Origin of the sequence: Bradyrhizobium sp. TM102 (assembly GCF_009176685.1) — a bacterium.
Classification (GTDB): domain Bacteria; phylum Pseudomonadota; class Alphaproteobacteria; order Rhizobiales; family Xanthobacteraceae; genus Bradyrhizobium; species Bradyrhizobium ottawaense.
In genome coordinates this window covers 6,553,296-6,569,779 of record NZ_AP021855.1, presented here as the reverse complement: position 1 = coordinate 6,569,779, position 16,484 = coordinate 6,553,296, and the positions used below count along the sequence as shown (strand labels likewise).

The following is a 16,484-nucleotide window of genomic DNA, read 5'->3' as shown; positions in this document are numbered from 1 at the left end:
GGGAGAGACACGATGAATGCCCAGGCGCCAGTCTTGCGGGATCCCCGCCTCAACCGCCCCGAGCCCTTGACGCCGCCGCTCGGCGACGGGGGCTTCTTCCAGCGGGATCGCTCGATTCATCCGCCGGCGCATGCGCCGGGTTACAAATCCTCGGTGCTGCGCTCGCCGCGCCAGTCGCTGTTGTCGCTGGAGGGTTCGGTCTCGGAGATCACGGGGCCGGTGTTCGGCCACAACGATCTCGGCCCGCTCGACAATGATCTGATCCGCAACTACGCCAAGGACGGCGATCCCGTCGGCGAGCGCATCATCGTCCACGGCCGCGTGCTGGACGAGACCGGCCGGGGCGTTCCGAACACGCTGGTCGAGTTCTGGCAGGCCAATGCCGGCGGCCGCTACCGGCACAAGAAGGACACCTATCTGGCGCCGATCGACCCGAATTTTGGCGGCTGCGGCCGCGCGCTGACCGACGACACCGGCTACTACTATTTCCGCACCGTGAAGCCGGGCCCCTATCCCTGGCGCAACTATGTCAACAGCTGGCGTCCCGCCCACATCCATTTCTCCGTGTTCGGTTCGGGCTTTGCGCAGCGGCTGATCACGCAGATGTATTTCGAGGGCGATCCCCTGATCCCGGTTTGTCCGATCCTGACGACGATCCCGGACAAGGATGCGCTCGACCGTCTCGTGGCGCCGCTTGACCTCAACGCCTCGACGCCGTTCGACTCGCTGGCCTACCGCTTCGACATCGTCCTGCGCGGCCAGCGCTCCACCTATTTTGAAAACCGCACCGCGGGGAACTGAGCCATGCCGCAGCCGCTCAACTATCTCAAGGAAACCGCCTCGCAGACGGCCGGGCCCTACGTCCATATCGGCTTGATCCCGGCGATGGCCGGCTTCGACATCTTCGAGAAGAACTTCTCGAATGTCCTGACAACGCCGAATACGGAAGGCGAGCGCATCACGCTGGAAGGCAAGGTGCTCGATGGCACCGGTACGCCGCTGCGCGACGTGCTGCTGGAGATCTGGCAGGCCAATGCGGCCGGCCGCTACAACCATCCGGCCGACCGTACGGCCGGCGCGCTGGAGCAGGAGTTTCGCGGCTGGGGCCGCGCCGGCTCCGACTTCGAGAGCGGTCTCGTCACCTTCGAGACCATCAAGCCGGGCGCGATCGTCGACAAGGCGGGCCGGAAATGCGCGCCGCACATCAATGTCTGGATCGTCGCGCGCGGCATCAACATCGGCCTCAACACGCGGCTCTATTTCTCGGATGAAGAGGCTGCCAACGCCGCCGACCCCGTGCTCAACCTGATCGAACAGACGGCCCGGCGTTCGACGCTGATCGCAAAGCGCAGCGAGCGCGCCGGCAAGGTCGTGTATTCCTTCACGATCCATCTGCAGGGGCCGGAGGAGACAGTGTTCTTCGACGTGTGAGGATCCGGCCGCCGTCCGGCAGGATCACTCCACCGGATCGCCGCGATTGATCGCTCCGCGGGCGAGGAATTGCGGCGACTGACGCATTTCGCGCGATCCCGGCCGATCGGCCGGATCGCGCCCGACCCTTTGTCTCAGTTCTGCCAGGTCGATGAATATGTCGGCCTGACGGCGCAGGTCGTCGGCGACCATGGGTGGCTGAGTGGAGAGTGTGGAGACGACCGTCACGCGGACGCCGCGGCGTTGCAGGGCTTCCACCAGCGAACGAAAATCCCCGTCGCCCGAGAACAGCACGATCTGATCGACGTGCTTGGCGAGTTCCATCGCACTTACGGCGAGATCGACATCCATGCTGCCCTTCACCTTGCGGCGGCCCGTGGTGGCGTCGACGAACTCCTTGGTAAGCTTGGTGACGACGGTGTATCCGTTATAGCCGAGCCAATCGATCAACGGGCGGATCGACGAATACTCCTGATTCTCGATGAGGGTCGTGTAGTAGAACGCCCGCAACAGCACACCCCGGCTTTGGAATTCGCCGAGCAGACGCCTGTAATCGATGTCGAAGCCGAGCGCCTTGGAGGTGGCATGTAGATTGGAGCCGTCGATAAAGAGTGCGATCTTCTCAATCGAAGACATTGTGCTCAAATCTCCAGTCCACACGAAAGCTGGCCGATCAGCTGTCAGGGTACAGTATGTCGGCCGGAAAATACTGAAGGCGCCGATGACTTACTGAAAAAGCGGCGCAGACGACCGGACAGGGGTGGCCGTCTTGCGCCAAGGTAAGGGAGGTTCCATGCCACCAGCGCCAGGGCGCCGAATGCAGCCACGCTAAGGCGCGAGCAGGCCCTGCTCAATTGTACTGAGGTAAGGGGCTTCTATGCAAAGGATAGGACCCGATATACGAAGGTAAGTGGCTGCGCCGGCAACAAGGGCCATTGCGGCAATGTCGCCTTCAAATATGGGCGCGCTCGGTCTTTCGTCCGACGTGTCAAATTTCATCACCATGCAGCTGGGTGCGAAAGGCGCGCGGTGACACCCCCGTGGCCGCGGCATAGACCCGGCTGAAATAGGCGGGATCCTCGAAGCCGAGCGTGTAGGCAATCGTCGAGATCGGCAAATTGGTATAGACGAGGTTGCGTCGCGCCTCGCGGATCAGCCGGTTGAGGATGAGGTGCGAGGCGGTATCACCGGTCGCCGCCCGCGTGATCCGGTTGAGATGTGTCGGCGTCACCGCCAGCGCCTCGGCATAGTCCGCGACGCTCCAGCGTTCCAGGTGATGCTGCTCCAGCAGCGCCTCGAAGCGGCGGAACAGGCTGGACTCGACCGTGCCGTTGCCGCCGCTCTCGCTCGTGAGTGCGCGGGCCACCAGCCCGATCATGGCCGACGACAACGCCCGCAGCACATGCGCGCGGCCGAAATCGCGCGCGGCATGTTCGGCGAAGATCTGCTTCATGGTGGCGCGGATCTGCGGCGTTCCGCGCACCACGGCCGAGCGCGCTAGCGCACCGCGCAGGCCCTCGGCGGCGAGCAGCGCCTCGTCCAGAATTTCCGCGGCGATGGTCAGCACCCACCCTTGCGTATCAGGCACGAAGCGGAAGCCGTGGACATGACCGACCGGCACGTTGACGATCTGCGCCGGCTTCAAGGGCACCACCCGCCCATCGAGCGTCGCCTCGCCGCCGCCGCGCTCGATCAGCAGCACCTGGTGCAGCCGGGCATGGCGGTGCACGGCCAGGGTCCAGTCGTGCAGCACCGAGCGGGACGCGATGGTCTCGCAATGCACGACGTCAGGCAGATCGCCGGACTCGCCGAACAAATTGTAGACCCGGATCGCCGGGGCAGGGAGCGCGCTTCTCATGTTCGAATAGTACAAGACAATGGCGAAACCCTCCATCGGTCTGCGCCGCCAAATCTGCAAAAAAGTGCCGACGGAGGACGCAAGAATGAAGGTTCAGGTCTGTATCATCGGCGGCGGGCCGTCCGGGCTGTTGTTGTCCCAGCTGCTGCACCTGAAGGGCATCGACGCGGTCGTGCTGGAGAAATACAGCCGCGACCATGTGCTCGCCCGCATCCGCGCCGGCGTGCTCGAGCACGGCTTCGCCGAGTTGATGCGCGAGGCGCAGTGCGGCGAGCGGATGGACCGCGAGGGCGAGATCCACACCGGTTTCGAGATCGCCCATGACGGCGTGCTGTCCAAGATCGATCTGCACAAGCATTCCGGCGGCAGTTCGGTGCTGGTCTACGGCCAGACCGAGCTGACGCGCGATCTCTATGAGGCGCGGGACCGCCTCGGCGGCAAGGTCGTGCACAATGCGCAGGACGTGACGCCGCATGATCTGACGTCGGACCGGCCCTACGTGACCTATCGAGCGAACGGCGAGACTGTCCGTGTCGATTGCGACTATATCGTCGGAGCCGACGGCTTTCACGGCGTCAGCCGCAAGTCGATCCCGAGGGATGTGCTGCGCGAATATGAGAAGGTCTATCCGTTCGGCTGGCTGGGGGTACTGTCGCGCACCAAGCCGGTGTCGCCCGAGCTGATCTACGTGAAGCACGAGCGCGGCTTTGCGCTCTGTTCGCTGCGCTCGCAGGTGCTGAGCCGCTATTACATCCAGGTGCCGCTGACCGACAAGGTCGAGGATTGGAGCGACGATGCGTTCTGGGCCGAGCTGAAGCGCCGCCTGCCGGGTGAGGTCGCCGGCAAGTTGATCACGGGGCCGTCGATCGAGAAGAGCATCGCGCCTCTGCGCAGCTTCGTCGCCGAGCCGATGAGCTATGGCCGGCTGTTCCTCGCCGGCGATGCCGCTCACATCGTGCCACCGACAGGGGCGCGCGGGCTGAACAGCGCGGCGTCCGACATCTATTATCTCTACCACGCCTTGCTCGCGCATTATCAGAGCGGTGATGATTCCGGCCTTGCAGGCTATTCCGCCAAGGCACTCGCGCGGATCTGGAAGGCGCAGCGCTTCTCCTGGTGGATGACGATGCTGCTGCATCGCTTTCCCGACCGGCTCGAATACGAGGATCGGCTTCAGCAGACCGAGCTGGATTATCTTCTCTCATCCGAGACGGCGCAGCGTCTGCTCGCTGAGAATTACGTGGGCCTGCCGTTTTAAGGCGGCCGCTACTTCCCTTCCAGCGTATTCACCGGAGTCCAATCCGCAGGCGGCGGATTGGCGGTGAATGCCTGGGCGCGTTTTGCAAACAGCGCCGACGCCGGATCGGTCTTTGCCGTCTGCCCGAACGCATCGGCCGCCTTCGCAAACTCCCTTGCACGCCAGCACGCCAGTCCTTCCGCATAAGCTGCGGTCACCTTCGCCTGTTCGGCACTCTCCACGTCCCTCTCCGCCAACGGCTCGAACACCTTGATGGCCTCGCCGCGGCCCAGCACCCTGATCGCGTCCAGCTCGCGCCAGGCGAAGGCGTCGCCGCTCTGCGTCATCGTCGTCTCCGAGGCCATGATGGCGGTGCCGTAATATTTGTTGGCGCCCTCGAGCCGCGAGGCGACGTTCACGGTGTCGCTCATCACGGTGTAATTGAAGCGGCGGCGCGAGCCGATATTGCCGACCACGGCCTCGCCGCTGTTCAGCCCGATGCGATGCGACAGGCCGTGACCGGCGAAGGCGGGATTGCTCGCATTGAGCTCCGACAGCTTCTCATGGCACTTCAGCGCGGCGCGAACGGCGTTGGCGGCGTGTGCGGGATCGTCGGCCGGTGCACCGAACATCGCGACGATGGAATCGCCGATGTATTTGTCGACGTAACCGCCATGACCTTCGATGATATCCGTCATGGCGGACAGATATTCGTTCATCAGCGTCACCAGTGCTCCCGGCGTCATGGTCTCGGCAATGGACGAGAAACCGCTGAGGTCGGAGAAGAACATGGTGACGTTGCGCATCTCGCCACCGAGCGCCGGCATCTTGCCGGAGGTGACCATGGTCTCGATGACCTCGGGCGCGAGATAGAAGGCAAAGCTCTTGCGCAGGAAGCGCTCGTCGCGATCGGCCAGCATGAATCGGTAGCCGATCATGATCGCGAGCGCGGCAAGGCTGGCGAGTGCCGGCTCCGTCAGCGGCAGCGCCAAGGCATGGACGAACGCGCTGACGGCTACGGCTGCATAAACGAGGGTGAGGGCGGACCACGTGAGCAGCGCGCCACTCGGTGCGAGCAGGCAGGCTGCGCAAGCGATGATCGCCGCGAACGCGATCGTGAGAATGGTACGCATCGGGAAGCCGAGTTCGGTCACGGCATCGCGCTCGATCAGATTTCGGACCGCGGTGGCGTGCACGAACACACCGGCGATGTCGCTCCGGGACTTTTGCACAGTGCTTGCCGGCGCGGGCAGGGCACATCGCGCCGCCGGCGTGCCGTCATACCCGCCGGCCAGGCGCATCGAGGTGAGCTTGCGGTCCTCGAAATTCAGGACCGTACCAAGCAGCACGACCTTGCCGTCGAAAGCGCGGCGAAAAAAGTCGCGGTCACCCTTTTCGACGCAGGCGCGCAGATCGACGAAGGAGAAGGTCGGGATGTCGCGTCCCAGCCCCCGGAAGTTGAGCGTCATTGTGTTCGGCACGGCACTCGGGATCGCGTAGCCGGACAATTCGGTCGCGCCAGAGGACGCAATCTCGGGCTTTGCGCCCGCCGCGCGCGCAGCGAGCTCGACCGCCATCGCGGGGACCGGCCGCCCCTCGATGGCAAAGCTCAGCGGCATCCGTCGGATGACGTCGTCGTGGTCGGTGTGGACATTGAGCGCCCGCACGGTGTTGCGCACGGCGACTTGCTGGGCGCGATAGGGCACTTCCGGATGGTCATTGCTCAGGATTTCGCCGAGCACCAATTTGCCGCTGTCGGAGATTTGCCGAAGCGCGATCAGGTAATCCCGATCGAATCCCTTCATGCGGCCGCCAACGGCGGTGTCGCCAAAAGGAATCTCCGATTGCTCGATTGAGCTCGGAAAGATGACGTCGAAGCCGATCACCTTGGCGCCGCCCTCGGTGACGCTGCCGAGCACCCGGCCGATCTCGCGCGTCCAGGTCTGCGTCGGCGATCCCTTGAACGGTGGTGTGTCGTAGGTTTCACTGTCGATCGCCACGACGACGACCGGCGATGTCGCGGTGTTGCGGCTGTCGCCGAGAAGCCTCCCGCGCATCGCCGTGAGGATGTCGAGCGAAAGGCCTTGCAGGGTCTGAAGCGGCGGCGACGTGAAGATCGCGCCCGTGAGGAGCGCAATCAGGGTCGCCGCAACGATGTCCCGTCCCCCGATCCGCCGCATCGCCCGGTCGCAGGCTGCTTATTCGAGCCGCAGCAGGCGGCCGATGATCGGGGTCGGCGCCGAGGTAGCGCTGGCATCGACCTGGAAGGTGTAACGCTTGGCCCCGAGGCTCGCGAGATAGCTGCCGCCCGGGGTCAGCGACTTCCCGGCCTTGGCAAAGTCATAGAATTTGCCGCGGATCATGATGTCGTTCTTGAGCGGCACGCTGATCGTGGGTTCCTTGCCGTCGGTACGCTCGATCACCAGCGTGCTGCCGCTCTTGGCCTGGATCAGGGGCGCGACGCCATAGATCGTCGGCAGCTTGGACGGAGCGCTCTTGGCGTCGGACCGCATGGTCCGGAACGTGGTCGCCGCACTCTGGTTCGCCTCGCGTTCGGAGAGCTGCGCCGCCTTGGTGTCACAGGGCACCTTGGCGCGCTGCACGTCGCCGAGCTGCACGGTGCTCTGCTCGGCGCCGACCAGCACGACGCCCTCGCTGATGGTCTCGCGCAGGCAGGATTTGAGATAGCTGAGCGTAATGCTGGCCTTGGGCCCGAGCTTGATGATCTTGCCCGCGGCGACATAGTCCATGAACTCGACGCCATCGACCTTGCCTTGCACATCCTCGACGATCGCGGCCGGCGTCTCTGCCAAGGCTGGGGCCGCAGTACAGAACGCGCCGACAACAGCGCCGATCAGGCTTCTCATGACTATTCTCATTCAATTCGACCGATAATTTGCTGGTCCCCGTCCCGGTCCGATTTTTAGCATCGGAGGCGCCCAGGCAAGTGTGACCAGAATCACTCTTTGATTATTGGTGCACTCTAGCAGGAAGTGGTTCAAGCCGGCCATCGCCGACAAAGGAGGGGGCCAAGCTGTTGGCCGGACGGCGAAATCAGGTGGCCGTGACAGCCTCGGGCGAACGGCCCTCGGCCGGAGACGCCATGATCGGAGTGAGCGGAGCCTCGGCCTTGTGAAACGGCGTCGCCCGCTCACCGGCGATCTCGACCACCTCGTCCCAGCGCGACAAGAAGGCCTCGACGCAGGCCGGATCGAACTGCCGCCCCTTGTTCTCGACCAAATAGCCGCGGGCCACCTCGATCGGCATCGGCTCTTTATATGGTCGTCGTGTCGTCAGCGCGTCGAAGACGTCGGCCACCGCGACCACGCGCGCGGCGACCGGAATCTCGTCTGCCTTCAGACCGTTTGGATAGCCCGCACCGTCCCAGCGTTCGTGATGGCCTGCGGCAATTTGCGCACCGAGCTGGATCAGCTCGCAACCGGAGTCCGCCAGGATCCGCTCGCCGATGGTTGCATGGGTGCGGATCACCGCCATCTCGTCGTCGGTCAGCCTGCCGGGCTTGAGCAGAATGTTGTCGGGAATGGCGACCTTGCCGACGTCATGCAGGGGCGCAGCCAGATAAATGTCGCGGCAAAGCCGGGGCGGCAGTCCGAGCTGCTCGGCGATGATGCGGCTGTACCTGGCAACCCGCAGCGTGTGCTCGCCGGTGTCGTTGTCACGGTATTCGACCGCGAGCGCGAGCCGCAGGATGATCTCCTCCTCGCGTTCGCCGAGCTTTCGTGTCGCGGCTGCGACTTCGCTGGCCAGATGCGCCGCACGGTCGTTGAGCTTGCGTACGGCTGCACCAAGCTGAATCAAATTCCGCAGGCGCACCGTCATCTCGACGCTCTGCGGCTGCTTGGGCAGGAAATCGGTTGCACCGGCCTGCAGCGCTTCCATCTTGACGTCATCGGTCTGTCGCGACGTGATCATCGCGATCGGGATGTCGGCACAGCCGGGCAGGGCACGGAAGGTGCGGATGAAGCTGATGCCGTCCATGTGCGGCATCTCGTAGTCGACCAGCACGAGATCGAAGCCGCGTTCGCGCGCGCAGGTCAGCGCTTCCACGGGATCGAGGAAGGTGGTGGCCTCGACCAGGCCTTCAGCCTCGATGTGACGTTTCAGGAAGTTGAGGACGGAGCGGCTGTCGTCAACCAGAAGTGCTTGGGTCAGCATCGGCGGCCGGGGCTCTCTTCGCTGGCAAAGACACGAACCCACGCCATAACCCGAGCGAATTTAACGCGAAGCAAATGCGCCGTACGGGAGCAACCGCGCCGCGGATATGCGCGCCGCGCATGAAAGATTTCAGGAGGCTGTGCACGCCTGCATACAGTTGCGCGAATTCCGCGAGAATGTGACCCGTAGTTGTACGGATGCCCGTGTTAGGGGTTTGCTCACCGGATTCGCGTCAAACGAGTAGTGGAATTTTAGCAAAGGCGGGGCAGCGATGGCGCTCAATCCCACGGAGCCGAAGTGGTCGTTGCGGTTGCCCGCCGATTGCAGCATCGCGGCCATTCGCAATGTCTATGAGCTCATTCGCGAGGCGTTCGGCCGCCAGGAGCGGCTCGAGATCGACTGTTCGAGCGTCGACAAGGCCGACGTGACCTCGATCCAGCTTCTGCTGTCGACAGCCAAGACGGGGCAGGCCCAGGGCCGCCCGGTGGTGCTGACCTCATTCTCACAGTCTCTTCGCAACACCCTTCGCCGCGCCGGCTTCACCAGCGAGGCGATGATCGATCAGCATTTCCCGCAAAAGAAAGATGGCACCTAATGGCCACGATTCTGACCGTCGACGATTCCCCCAGCATCCGGCAAATGATCAAGGTGGTGCTCGAGCCGGCCGGTCACAGCGTGATCGAGGCCGGCGATGGTGCGCAAGGGCTCGCCAAGGCGCAGGCCGGCAAGCTCGATCTCGTGATCACCGACCTCAACATGCCCGTCATGAACGGGCTGGAGCTGATCCGGGCGCTGCGCAAGCTGCCGAGCGCGGTCGGCATGCCCATCGTGTTCCTGACGACTGAATCCAACGACACGGTGAAGCAGGAAGCCAAGAGCGCCGGCGCCACCGGCTGGATCACCAAACCGTTCAAGCCTGAGCAGTTGCTCGCCGTGGTCGGCAAGCTGGTGCGCGCATGAGCGCAATGGACCCGACCGAGGTCTTTCGTCAGGAAGCCAGCGAGCTCTTCGAAGTTCTTGAAGGGGCCCTGCTCGATCTCGGCCAGCGTCCCGACGACCGCGAACTGGTCGATTCCGCCTTCCGCGCCCTGCATACGATCAAGGGCTCGGGCGCCATGTTCGGCTTCGACAAGGTCGCCTCTTTCACCCACGAATTCGAGACCGCCTTCGACCGCGTCCGCAAGGGCGAGATCAAGCCGACCCAGGAGCTGATCTCGGTCGCGCTCGCCGCCAAGGACTACATCCGCGCGTTGATCGAAGATCCCCAGTCGACCGACGACATCATCGGCGAGGCCATCCTCGACGACCTCAAGCGCTTCGTCTCGGCCGACCAGCCGGGTGCAGCGGTGATGGAGATTGCCGAAGCCCCGCCGCTGGCTCCCGCCGGGAGCAACCAGGCCGGCTGGCACCTCTATCTGGAATTCGAAACCCATATCCTGCGCAACGGCTCGAATCCGCTCGACCTGCTGGAAGACCTCTGCAAGCTCGGCCCCTGCTTCGTCGTGCCTGTCACCGACGGCGTCCCGTTCCTCGACGAGATGGAGCCGGAAGACTGCTATCTGAAGTGGGACGTCAAGCTGCACGCGGCCTGCGACAAGGATGCGATCGACGACGTCTTCATGTTCGTCCAGGACGAGATGAAGCTGACGCTGTCGCCCCTGGAGCATGTCGAAGCGCCTGCGCCGGCACCGCTGTTCCAGCTGCTCGACGAGGAGCTGGCTCCGGTAGTCGAAATGCCTGCGCCGCCGGTCGAGGCTGCTGCCGCGCCGGTCGCCGAGCAGCTCGTCGCAAAGGCGGAGCCGAAATCGGAATCAAAGCCTGAACCGAAGCTCGAGGCCAAGCGCGACGATCGCGGCATCGCCACCGTTCGCGTCCAAGCCGAGCGCCTCGACGAGCTGATGGACCGCGTTGGCGAGCTCGTCATCGCCCAGGCGCGGCTGACCCAGCTCGCCGCTTCCGGCTCCGACCTCTCGATCAAGATGATCGCCGAGGAGATCGAGCGCCTGGCCTCCTCACTGCGCGATACCACGATGGGTGCGCGCATGGTGCCGATCGGCTCGCTGTTCGGCCGTTTCCGCCGCCTCGTGCATGATCTGTCGCGCGATCTGTCCAAGCCCGTCGAATTCGTCACCTCGGGAGAAGATACCGAGCTCGACAAGACCATGATCGAGTGCCTGGCAGATCCGCTGGTGCATCTGATCCGCAATGCCGTCGACCACGGTATCGAAGACACCGCCACGCGCGCCGCCAATGGCAAGACCGAGCAGGGCCGGATCGAGCTCGCGGCCGTCCATTCCGGCGCACAGGTGCTCGTCACTGTGAAGGACAATGGCGGCGGCCTCAACACCGCGCGCATCCGTGCCAAAGCCGAAGAGCAGGGGCTGATTGCGACTGGCGCCGTGCTCACCGATCATGAGATCCATCAGTTCCTGTTCCATCCCGGCTTCTCGACCGCGCAGACCATCTCGGCGCTGTCGGGCCGTGGCGTCGGCATGGACGTGGTCAAGCGTACCATCGAGAACATGCGGGGCTCGATCGACCTGTCGACCCGGCCAGGCCAGGGCACCACGGTGACGCTGCGCCTGCCGCTGACGCTGGCAATCATCGAAGGTCTTCTGATCCGCGTCGGCGAAGGCCGTTACATCATTCCGCTGTCCGCGGTCGAGGAATGCATCGAGCTGACCGCCGAGGACGAGCGCTCCCGCGGTCGAAATTTCCTCAACGTGCGCGGCAATCTCGTGCCCTTCCTCCGGCTGCGCGAGATCATGACGGCATCGGGCACGCCCGACCGTCATCAGAAGACGATCATCATCTCAACCGGTGAGACTCACGTCGGCCTCGTCGCCGACCAGATCATCGGCAACCACCAGACCGTGATCAAGTCGCTCTCAAAGCTGCATTCGGATGTCACGATGTTCTCGGGCGCGACCATCCTGGGCGATGGCACGGCGGCATTGATCCTCGACGTCGCGCAGCTCGTCGCGTTGGCGCAGTCGAAGGTCGAGAAGCAGCATATCAGCGAGGCGGCGTGATGAACGATGGTTTGGCTGGCGAACGGCAGGCTGACGCGATGCAAGTCGTGATGATCGGCCTTGGCGAGGAGAAGTTCGCGCTCGACGCCGGCCTCGTGCGCGAGATCATCGATCCCGTCCCCGTGACCAAGGTGGCAGGCGCGCGCGCCTTCGTTCCTAGCGTGATCAACGTGCGCGGCAACGTCATTCCGCTCGCCGACCTGCGCATCCGCTTCGGCATGCCGCAGCTCGATGATTCCGCCGATACGCGCATCGTGGTCATCGAGCTCGAGCTCGACGGCGAGCCGGTCCTGGTCGGCGTCACCGCCGACAAGGTCTACGAGGTCACGGAGATCTCCCAGACCGACGTGCAGCAAACACCGCGCGTCGGCATGCACTGGAAGCCGGAGTTCATTCGCTTCATTGCCAAGTGGCGTGAAGAGTTCGTCATCGTTCCGAACATGGAACGCATTCTAAACTGAGATGAGGTCTCGGGCGAGACCGGGGTAGGGGCTGGAAATGAGATTTACCGTCAAGGCAAAGCTTGCCAGTGCGTTCGGCGTGATCATCGTCCTGTCCGGGATCGCGGGCGGCGTGGCTTACATGAAGCTCGGCGACATGATGGCGACCGCCGACAGCATGGTTCTGCGCGCAAACCGCATGGAAAAGGCGACGCAGATCGAAAAGGACATCCTGCTTCAGCTGCGCGCCGAGAAGAACTCGGTGCTCGGCACGGAGGCTCAGGCCGAACAGTTTGCCGCCGAGGCCGCCAGGCTTCGCGAGGAAGCGATGAAGACCAGGGACGAAGTCTACGCGCTGGCGAGCGAGGGAGGCAGGAAGCTGCTCGACAGCTTTGCAGCCACATACGCGAAGATGAATACCTACCAGGAAGAAACGATCCGGCTGGCGAAGACCGACAAGACGAAGGCCATGGAGCGCTCGATGGGTGACGGCCGCAAGGTCGTCGCAGACGCGATGGAATCCATGGGCGCCTATGTCGCCAATACGAAGAAGCAGATGGCAGAGCAGGCTGTCCAGTCCAAGGCAGAGGGGCACCAGGCCCAATTCCTGCTGATGACGCTGATCGGCATCTCGCTGGCGGTCGCGATCGGGGCTGCGCTCTGGATTTCCATCTCGATCAGCCGTTCGCTCGGAAGGGCCGTTGGCCTTGCAGGTGCGGTCGCTGAGGGCGATCTCAGCCAGACCATTCCTTCGGCGAGCAACGACGAGATCGGAGATCTCATCAAGTCGCTGAATGGGATGGTCGAAAAGCTCCGGCAGATCGTCGCCGAGGCAATCACTGCGGCGCAGAACGTCTCCGCCGGAAGCCAGGAGCTGTCTGCCAGCGCCGAGCAGCTCTCGCAAGGCGCGACCGAGCAGGCTTCGTCCGCCGAGGAAGCCTCCTCCTCGATGGAGGAGATGGCCTCGAACGTGAAGCAGAATGCCGACAACGCCAACCAGACCGAGAAGATTGCGGGGCAGTCGGCCAAGGACGCCGAAGCCAGCGGTGTCGCCGTGGGCCGTGCCGTCGAGGCGATGCAGACCATCGCCGAGAAGATCACGATCGTGCAGGAGATCGCACGCCAGACCGACCTGCTCGCGCTCAACGCGGCCGTGGAAGCCGCGCGCGCAGGCGAGCACGGCAAGGGCTTTGCGGTGGTCGCCTCCGAAGTGCGTAAGCTTGCCGAGCGCAGCCAGGCCGCCGCAGCCGACATCGGGACGCTGTCCACGGAGAGCGTGAAGGTCGCCCAGGAAGCCGGCCAGATGCTGTCCAAGCTCGTGCCCGACATCAAGAAGACCGCTGAGCTGGTGCAGGAGATCACCGCGGCCTGCCGCGAGCAGGACGTCGGCTCGGCCCAGATCAACCAGGCGATCCAGCAGCTCGACAAGGTCGGCCAGCAGAACGCCAGCGCCTCCGAGCAGGTGTCGTCGACCTCGGAAGAGCTCGCCTCGCAAGCCGAGCAGCTGCAGTCCACCATCTCGTTCTTCCGGATCGAGCAAGCTGCGCGCCGAGAGAAAGCGGCAGCCGAGCCGATCGACCGCGCCGTCGGTCAGCTCCGGGCCAAGGCTGCGCACATGGCGGCCGCCGATCGCGGCATGAAGAAGCCGGTGCCTGCCCGCAAGCCGGCACGTGCGATGAAAGTCGCCGGTGGCGGTGGCTTCGCCTTCGACATGAATGACGGCGAAGACGATCGCGACGCCGAGTTCCAACGCTGATCAACCGGTCCGGCCTTATGCCGGACCGTGCCCATTCCCAATCTGGAATCCTGGACTGCATCATGGCCGCAACCTCGCAATATCTGACGCTCGGGCTCGCCGGCGAGACGTTCGGCATCAGCATCCGCAACGTCCGGGAGATTCTCGACATGCGGCCGATCTCGCGGCTCCCGCACGCGCCGAACTTTCTGCTCGGCATGATCGACGTGCGCGGCAGTGGCTATCCGATCGTCGATCTCAGGAACAAGCTCGGCCTGCCCAGCGTGGCCGCCACCGAAGCGACCCGCATCATCATCCTCGACGTGCCGATGAAGGACCGCCTCGTCGGCGTCGGCTTCGTCGCCGATTGCGTGTTCGAGGTCACCGACATCGACGAGCAGGCGATCGAGCCCGTGCCAGAGGTCGGCGGGAAATGGCAATCGGACTATGCCGCCGGCATCGGCCGCAAGGGCGAGAAGTTCGTCGTGATTTTCGATCTCGCCAAGCTGATGGCCAATGACGAAGTTCCGGAAGGCCGCGACACGGCTACAGATGCGCCTCGCGCCGCCTGAGTTTGCAAGAGTGAAGCGTGGTCACGCGTAATCACCCCAATTCGAACCAACGAGACTGAAAATGAGATTCACCGTCAAAGCCAAGCTCGCCAGCGCGTTTGGCGTCGTCATTCTTCTGTTCATGGTAGCAGGCGCCGTGAGCTACATGAAGTTGTCCGACATGGCCGCGACCGCAGATTCCATGGTGCTTCGCGCCAAGCGGATGGAGAAAGCAGCCGAGGTCGAGAAGATCATCTGGCAGCAGGTCAGGGCGGAAAAGAACGCAATTCTGGGAACGGCAGGCGAGGCCGAGGAATTCGCGGCGAACGCGGCCAAGCTCCGCGATGAGGCCATGAAGATCAGGGACGAGGTCCATGCCCTCGCCAGCGAAGGCGGCAGGAAGCTGCTCGACAACTTCGCCAGCGCCTACGCCCGAATGAACGTCTATCAGGAAGAGACGATCAGGCTGGCAAAGACCGATAAGACCAAGGCAACCGAGCGCTCGATGGGTGACGGGCGCAAGGTGGTTGCAGATGCGACGGAGGCGATGGGAGCCTATGTCGCCAATACGAAGAGGCAGATGGCCGAGCAGGCCGTGCAGTCCAACGAAGACAGCCGTCGCGCCCAGTTGGTTCTGATCGTCCTCGTCATCGTCTCGCTCATCGTTGCCGCGATCGGCGCAGTCTGGATCTCGCTCAATATCAGCCGGTCCCTCGCCAAGGCCGTCGGGCTGGCGGATGCCGTCGCGATCGGCGATCTCAGCCACAAGATCGATACTTCCGGCAACGACGAGATCGGCGATCTCGTAAAATCCCTGAACGCGATGACCGCCAATCTGAACGCCACCGCGGCCGTCGCCAACGAGATCGCGCAGGGCAACCTCACGATCGAAGCCAAGCCGCTGTCGGACAAGGACACGCTCGGCCTTGCGCTCGAGCGCATGGTGGAGAAGCTTCGCCAGATCGTGTCTGAAGCGCTGACCGCGGCGCAGAACGTCTCCGCCGGCAGTCAGGAGCTCTCGGCGAGCGCCGAGCAGCTGTCGCAGGGCGCGACCGAGCAGGCCTCGTCCGCCGAGGAAGCGTCCTCCTCGATGGAGGAGATGGCCTCCAACGTGAAGCAGAACGCCGATAACGCCAACCAGACCGAGAAGATCGCCGCGCAGTCGGCCAAGGACGCCGAAGCCAGCGGTGCCGCGGTCGGCCGCGCCGTCAACGCGATGCAGACCATCGCAGAGAAGATCACGATCGTGCAGGAGATCGCACGCCAGACCGATCTGCTCGCGCTCAACGCCGCGGTCGAGGCTGCGCGCGCCGGCGAGCACGGCAAGGGCTTTGCGGTGGTCGCCTCCGAAGTGCGCAAGCTCGCCGAGCGCAGCCAGGCCGCCGCGGCCGAGATCGGCACGCTCTCGGCCGACACCGTCAAGGTGGCACAGGAGGCCGGCGCGATGCTCTCCAAGCTGGTCCCTGACATCAAGAAGACCGCCGAGCTGGTCGAGGAGATCACTGCGGCCTGCCGCGAGCAGGACGTCGGATCGGCCCAGATCAACCAGGCGATCCAGCAGCTAGACAAGGTCGGTCAGCAGAACGCCAGCGCGTCCGAGCAGGTGTCGTCGACCTCGGAGGAGCTCGCTTCGCAGGCCGAACAGCTTCAGTCCACCATCGCCTATTTCCGCATCGAGCACGGCGTGAAGAGCCAGGCACCGGCGCCGATCGACCGGGCTGTGAGCCAGCTGCGCGCCAAGGCGGCCAACATGGCGGCTGCCGAGCGTCCGGCGAAAAAGGTCGTGCAGGCCAGGCCCGCCCGCGCCGTGAAGGTTGCCGGTGGCGGCGGTTTTGCCTTCGACATGCATGACGGCGAGGACGATCGGGACGCCGATTTCCAGCGCTAGAACTTTTGCGGGCCGGTCTGCCCCGGGACGGTGGACCGGTCTTCTTTCAGCGGTTGTTTAAACGCGTAGGATTCGAGATGGCCCGTACGGCCCGACATTCAGTGCAGGTGGCCGTCGCGGACCGGGGCCGGCGGCC

Annotated in this window: 15 protein-coding genes; 10 read left to right on the top strand and 5 right to left on the bottom strand. The window is 64.2% G+C overall.

Annotated features, from left to right (window positions below; genetic code table 11):
• The first annotated feature begins 12 nt into the window (after positions 1-12).
• Positions 13-801, top strand: a complete 789-nt coding sequence (pcaH, locus tag GDN70_RS31100) for a protocatechuate 3,4-dioxygenase subunit beta (protein ID WP_038972019.1) — start codon at positions 13-15, stop codon at positions 799-801.
• A 3-nt stretch (positions 802-804) separates the two neighbouring features.
• Complete coding sequence (gene pcaG / locus GDN70_RS31095; protein ID WP_038972018.1) at positions 805-1,431, top strand: protocatechuate 3,4-dioxygenase subunit alpha; 627 nt, start codon at positions 805-807, stop codon at positions 1,429-1,431.
• 24 nt (positions 1,432-1,455) lie between these two features.
• Here pcaG and GDN70_RS31090 read toward each other — a convergent pair whose 3' ends face one another.
• Together GDN70_RS31090 and GDN70_RS31085 are read right to left on the bottom strand one after the other, a co-directional pair.
• On the bottom strand, positions 1,456-2,067 hold the full coding sequence (locus tag GDN70_RS31090; protein WP_038949569.1) for an NYN domain-containing protein: 612 nt from the start codon (positions 2,065-2,067) through the stop codon (positions 1,456-1,458).
• Positions 2,068-2,419: 352 nt separating this feature from the next.
• The gene (locus GDN70_RS31085) at positions 2,420-3,325 is read right to left on the bottom strand and encodes a helix-turn-helix domain-containing protein (RefSeq protein ID WP_038972017.1); all 906 of its coding nucleotides are present in this window, start codon (positions 3,323-3,325) and stop codon (positions 2,420-2,422) included.
• 49 nt (positions 3,326-3,374) lie between these two features.
• Here GDN70_RS31085 and pobA point away from each other — a divergent pair, with 49 nt between their 5' ends.
• Complete coding sequence (gene pobA, locus GDN70_RS31080) at positions 3,375-4,547, top strand: 4-hydroxybenzoate 3-monooxygenase (protein WP_038972016.1); 1,173 nt, start codon at positions 3,375-3,377, stop codon at positions 4,545-4,547.
• Between the two features lie 8 nt (positions 4,548-4,555).
• On the opposite strand, the gene GDN70_RS31075 is transcribed toward pobA, so the two are convergent.
• The 3 genes from GDN70_RS31075 to GDN70_RS31065 form a co-directional block, all read right to left on the bottom strand.
• Positions 4,556-6,706, bottom strand: coding sequence for an adenylate/guanylate cyclase domain-containing protein (locus tag GDN70_RS31075; protein WP_152103442.1), 2,151 nt, complete (start codon positions 6,704-6,706; stop codon positions 4,556-4,558).
• An 18-nt stretch (positions 6,707-6,724) separates the two neighbouring features.
• Complete coding sequence (locus GDN70_RS31070) at positions 6,725-7,393, bottom strand: hypothetical protein (RefSeq protein WP_038972013.1); 669 nt, start codon at positions 7,391-7,393, stop codon at positions 6,725-6,727.
• Positions 7,394-7,580: 187 nt separating this feature from the next.
• Positions 7,581-8,702, bottom strand: a complete 1,122-nt coding sequence (locus GDN70_RS31065) for an HD domain-containing phosphohydrolase (protein ID WP_028142300.1) — start codon at positions 8,700-8,702, stop codon at positions 7,581-7,583.
• A 271-nt stretch (positions 8,703-8,973) separates the two neighbouring features.
• Between GDN70_RS31065 and GDN70_RS31060 the strand changes: the two genes are divergently transcribed.
• The 7 genes from GDN70_RS31060 (at position 8,974) to GDN70_RS31030 (ending at position 16,348) form a co-directional block, all read left to right on the top strand.
• The gene (locus tag GDN70_RS31060) at positions 8,974-9,297 is read left to right on the top strand and encodes a lipid asymmetry maintenance protein MlaB (RefSeq protein ID WP_018317042.1); all 324 of its coding nucleotides are present in this window, start codon (positions 8,974-8,976) and stop codon (positions 9,295-9,297) included.
• A complete protein-coding gene (locus tag GDN70_RS31055) occupies positions 9,297-9,662 on the top strand; it encodes a response regulator (protein WP_018317043.1) in 366 nt (121 codons plus the stop codon). Before GDN70_RS31060 ends, GDN70_RS31055 begins: the two co-directional genes overlap by 1 nt.
• The gene (locus tag GDN70_RS31050) at positions 9,659-11,734 is read left to right on the top strand and encodes a chemotaxis protein CheA (protein ID WP_028142301.1); all 2,076 of its coding nucleotides are present in this window, start codon (positions 9,659-9,661) and stop codon (positions 11,732-11,734) included. Before GDN70_RS31055 ends, GDN70_RS31050 begins: the two co-directional genes overlap by 4 nt.
• Positions 11,734-12,195 (top strand): chemotaxis protein CheW, encoded by a 462-nt coding sequence (locus GDN70_RS31045; RefSeq protein WP_038949573.1) that lies wholly within the window; start codon positions 11,734-11,736, stop codon positions 12,193-12,195. Before GDN70_RS31050 ends, GDN70_RS31045 begins: the two co-directional genes overlap by 1 nt.
• Positions 12,196-12,232: 37 nt before the next feature.
• Complete coding sequence (locus GDN70_RS31040; protein ID WP_152103441.1) at positions 12,233-13,930, top strand: methyl-accepting chemotaxis protein; 1,698 nt, start codon at positions 12,233-12,235, stop codon at positions 13,928-13,930.
• 62 nt (positions 13,931-13,992) lie between these two features.
• Positions 13,993-14,481 (top strand): chemotaxis protein CheW, encoded by a 489-nt coding sequence (locus tag GDN70_RS31035; RefSeq protein WP_038949575.1) that lies wholly within the window; start codon positions 13,993-13,995, stop codon positions 14,479-14,481.
• 61 nt (positions 14,482-14,542) lie between these two features.
• Positions 14,543-16,348: a methyl-accepting chemotaxis protein gene (locus GDN70_RS31030; RefSeq protein ID WP_152103440.1), complete on the top strand. Its 1,806-nt coding sequence runs from the start codon at positions 14,543-14,545 to the stop codon at positions 16,346-16,348.
• Positions 16,349-16,484: the final 136 nt, after the last annotated feature.

Excerpts from the sequence above, each read along its gene's own strand:
- pcaH (WP_038972019.1), top strand. The coding sequence starts at position 13 with ATGAATGCCCAGGCGCCAGTCTTGCGGGATCCCCGCCTCAACCGCCCC.
- pcaG (WP_038972018.1), top strand. The coding sequence starts at position 805 with ATGCCGCAGCCGCTCAACTATCTCAAGGAAACCGCCTCGCAGACGGCC.
- GDN70_RS31090 (WP_038949569.1), bottom strand. The coding sequence starts at position 2,067 with ATGTCTTCGATTGAGAAGATCGCACTCTTTATCGACGGCTCCAATCTA.
- GDN70_RS31085 (WP_038972017.1), bottom strand. The coding sequence starts at position 3,325 with ATGGAGGGTTTCGCCATTGTCTTGTACTATTCGAACATGAGAAGCGCG.
- pobA (WP_038972016.1), top strand. The coding sequence starts at position 3,375 with ATGAAGGTTCAGGTCTGTATCATCGGCGGCGGGCCGTCCGGGCTGTTG.
- GDN70_RS31075 (WP_152103442.1), bottom strand. The coding sequence starts at position 6,706 with ATGCGGCGGATCGGGGGACGGGACATCGTTGCGGCGACCCTGATTGCG.
- GDN70_RS31070 (WP_038972013.1), bottom strand. The coding sequence starts at position 7,393 with ATGAGAAGCCTGATCGGCGCTGTTGTCGGCGCGTTCTGTACTGCGGCC.
- GDN70_RS31065 (WP_028142300.1), bottom strand. The coding sequence starts at position 8,702 with ATGCTGACCCAAGCACTTCTGGTTGACGACAGCCGCTCCGTCCTCAAC.
- GDN70_RS31060 (WP_018317042.1), top strand. The coding sequence starts at position 8,974 with ATGGCGCTCAATCCCACGGAGCCGAAGTGGTCGTTGCGGTTGCCCGCC.
- GDN70_RS31055 (WP_018317043.1), top strand. The coding sequence starts at position 9,297 with ATGGCCACGATTCTGACCGTCGACGATTCCCCCAGCATCCGGCAAATG.
- GDN70_RS31050 (WP_028142301.1), top strand. The coding sequence starts at position 9,659 with ATGAGCGCAATGGACCCGACCGAGGTCTTTCGTCAGGAAGCCAGCGAG.
- GDN70_RS31045 (WP_038949573.1), top strand. The coding sequence starts at position 11,734 with ATGAACGATGGTTTGGCTGGCGAACGGCAGGCTGACGCGATGCAAGTC.
- GDN70_RS31040 (WP_152103441.1), top strand. The coding sequence starts at position 12,233 with ATGAGATTTACCGTCAAGGCAAAGCTTGCCAGTGCGTTCGGCGTGATC.
- GDN70_RS31035 (WP_038949575.1), top strand. The coding sequence starts at position 13,993 with ATGGCCGCAACCTCGCAATATCTGACGCTCGGGCTCGCCGGCGAGACG.
- GDN70_RS31030 (WP_152103440.1), top strand. The coding sequence starts at position 14,543 with ATGAGATTCACCGTCAAAGCCAAGCTCGCCAGCGCGTTTGGCGTCGTC.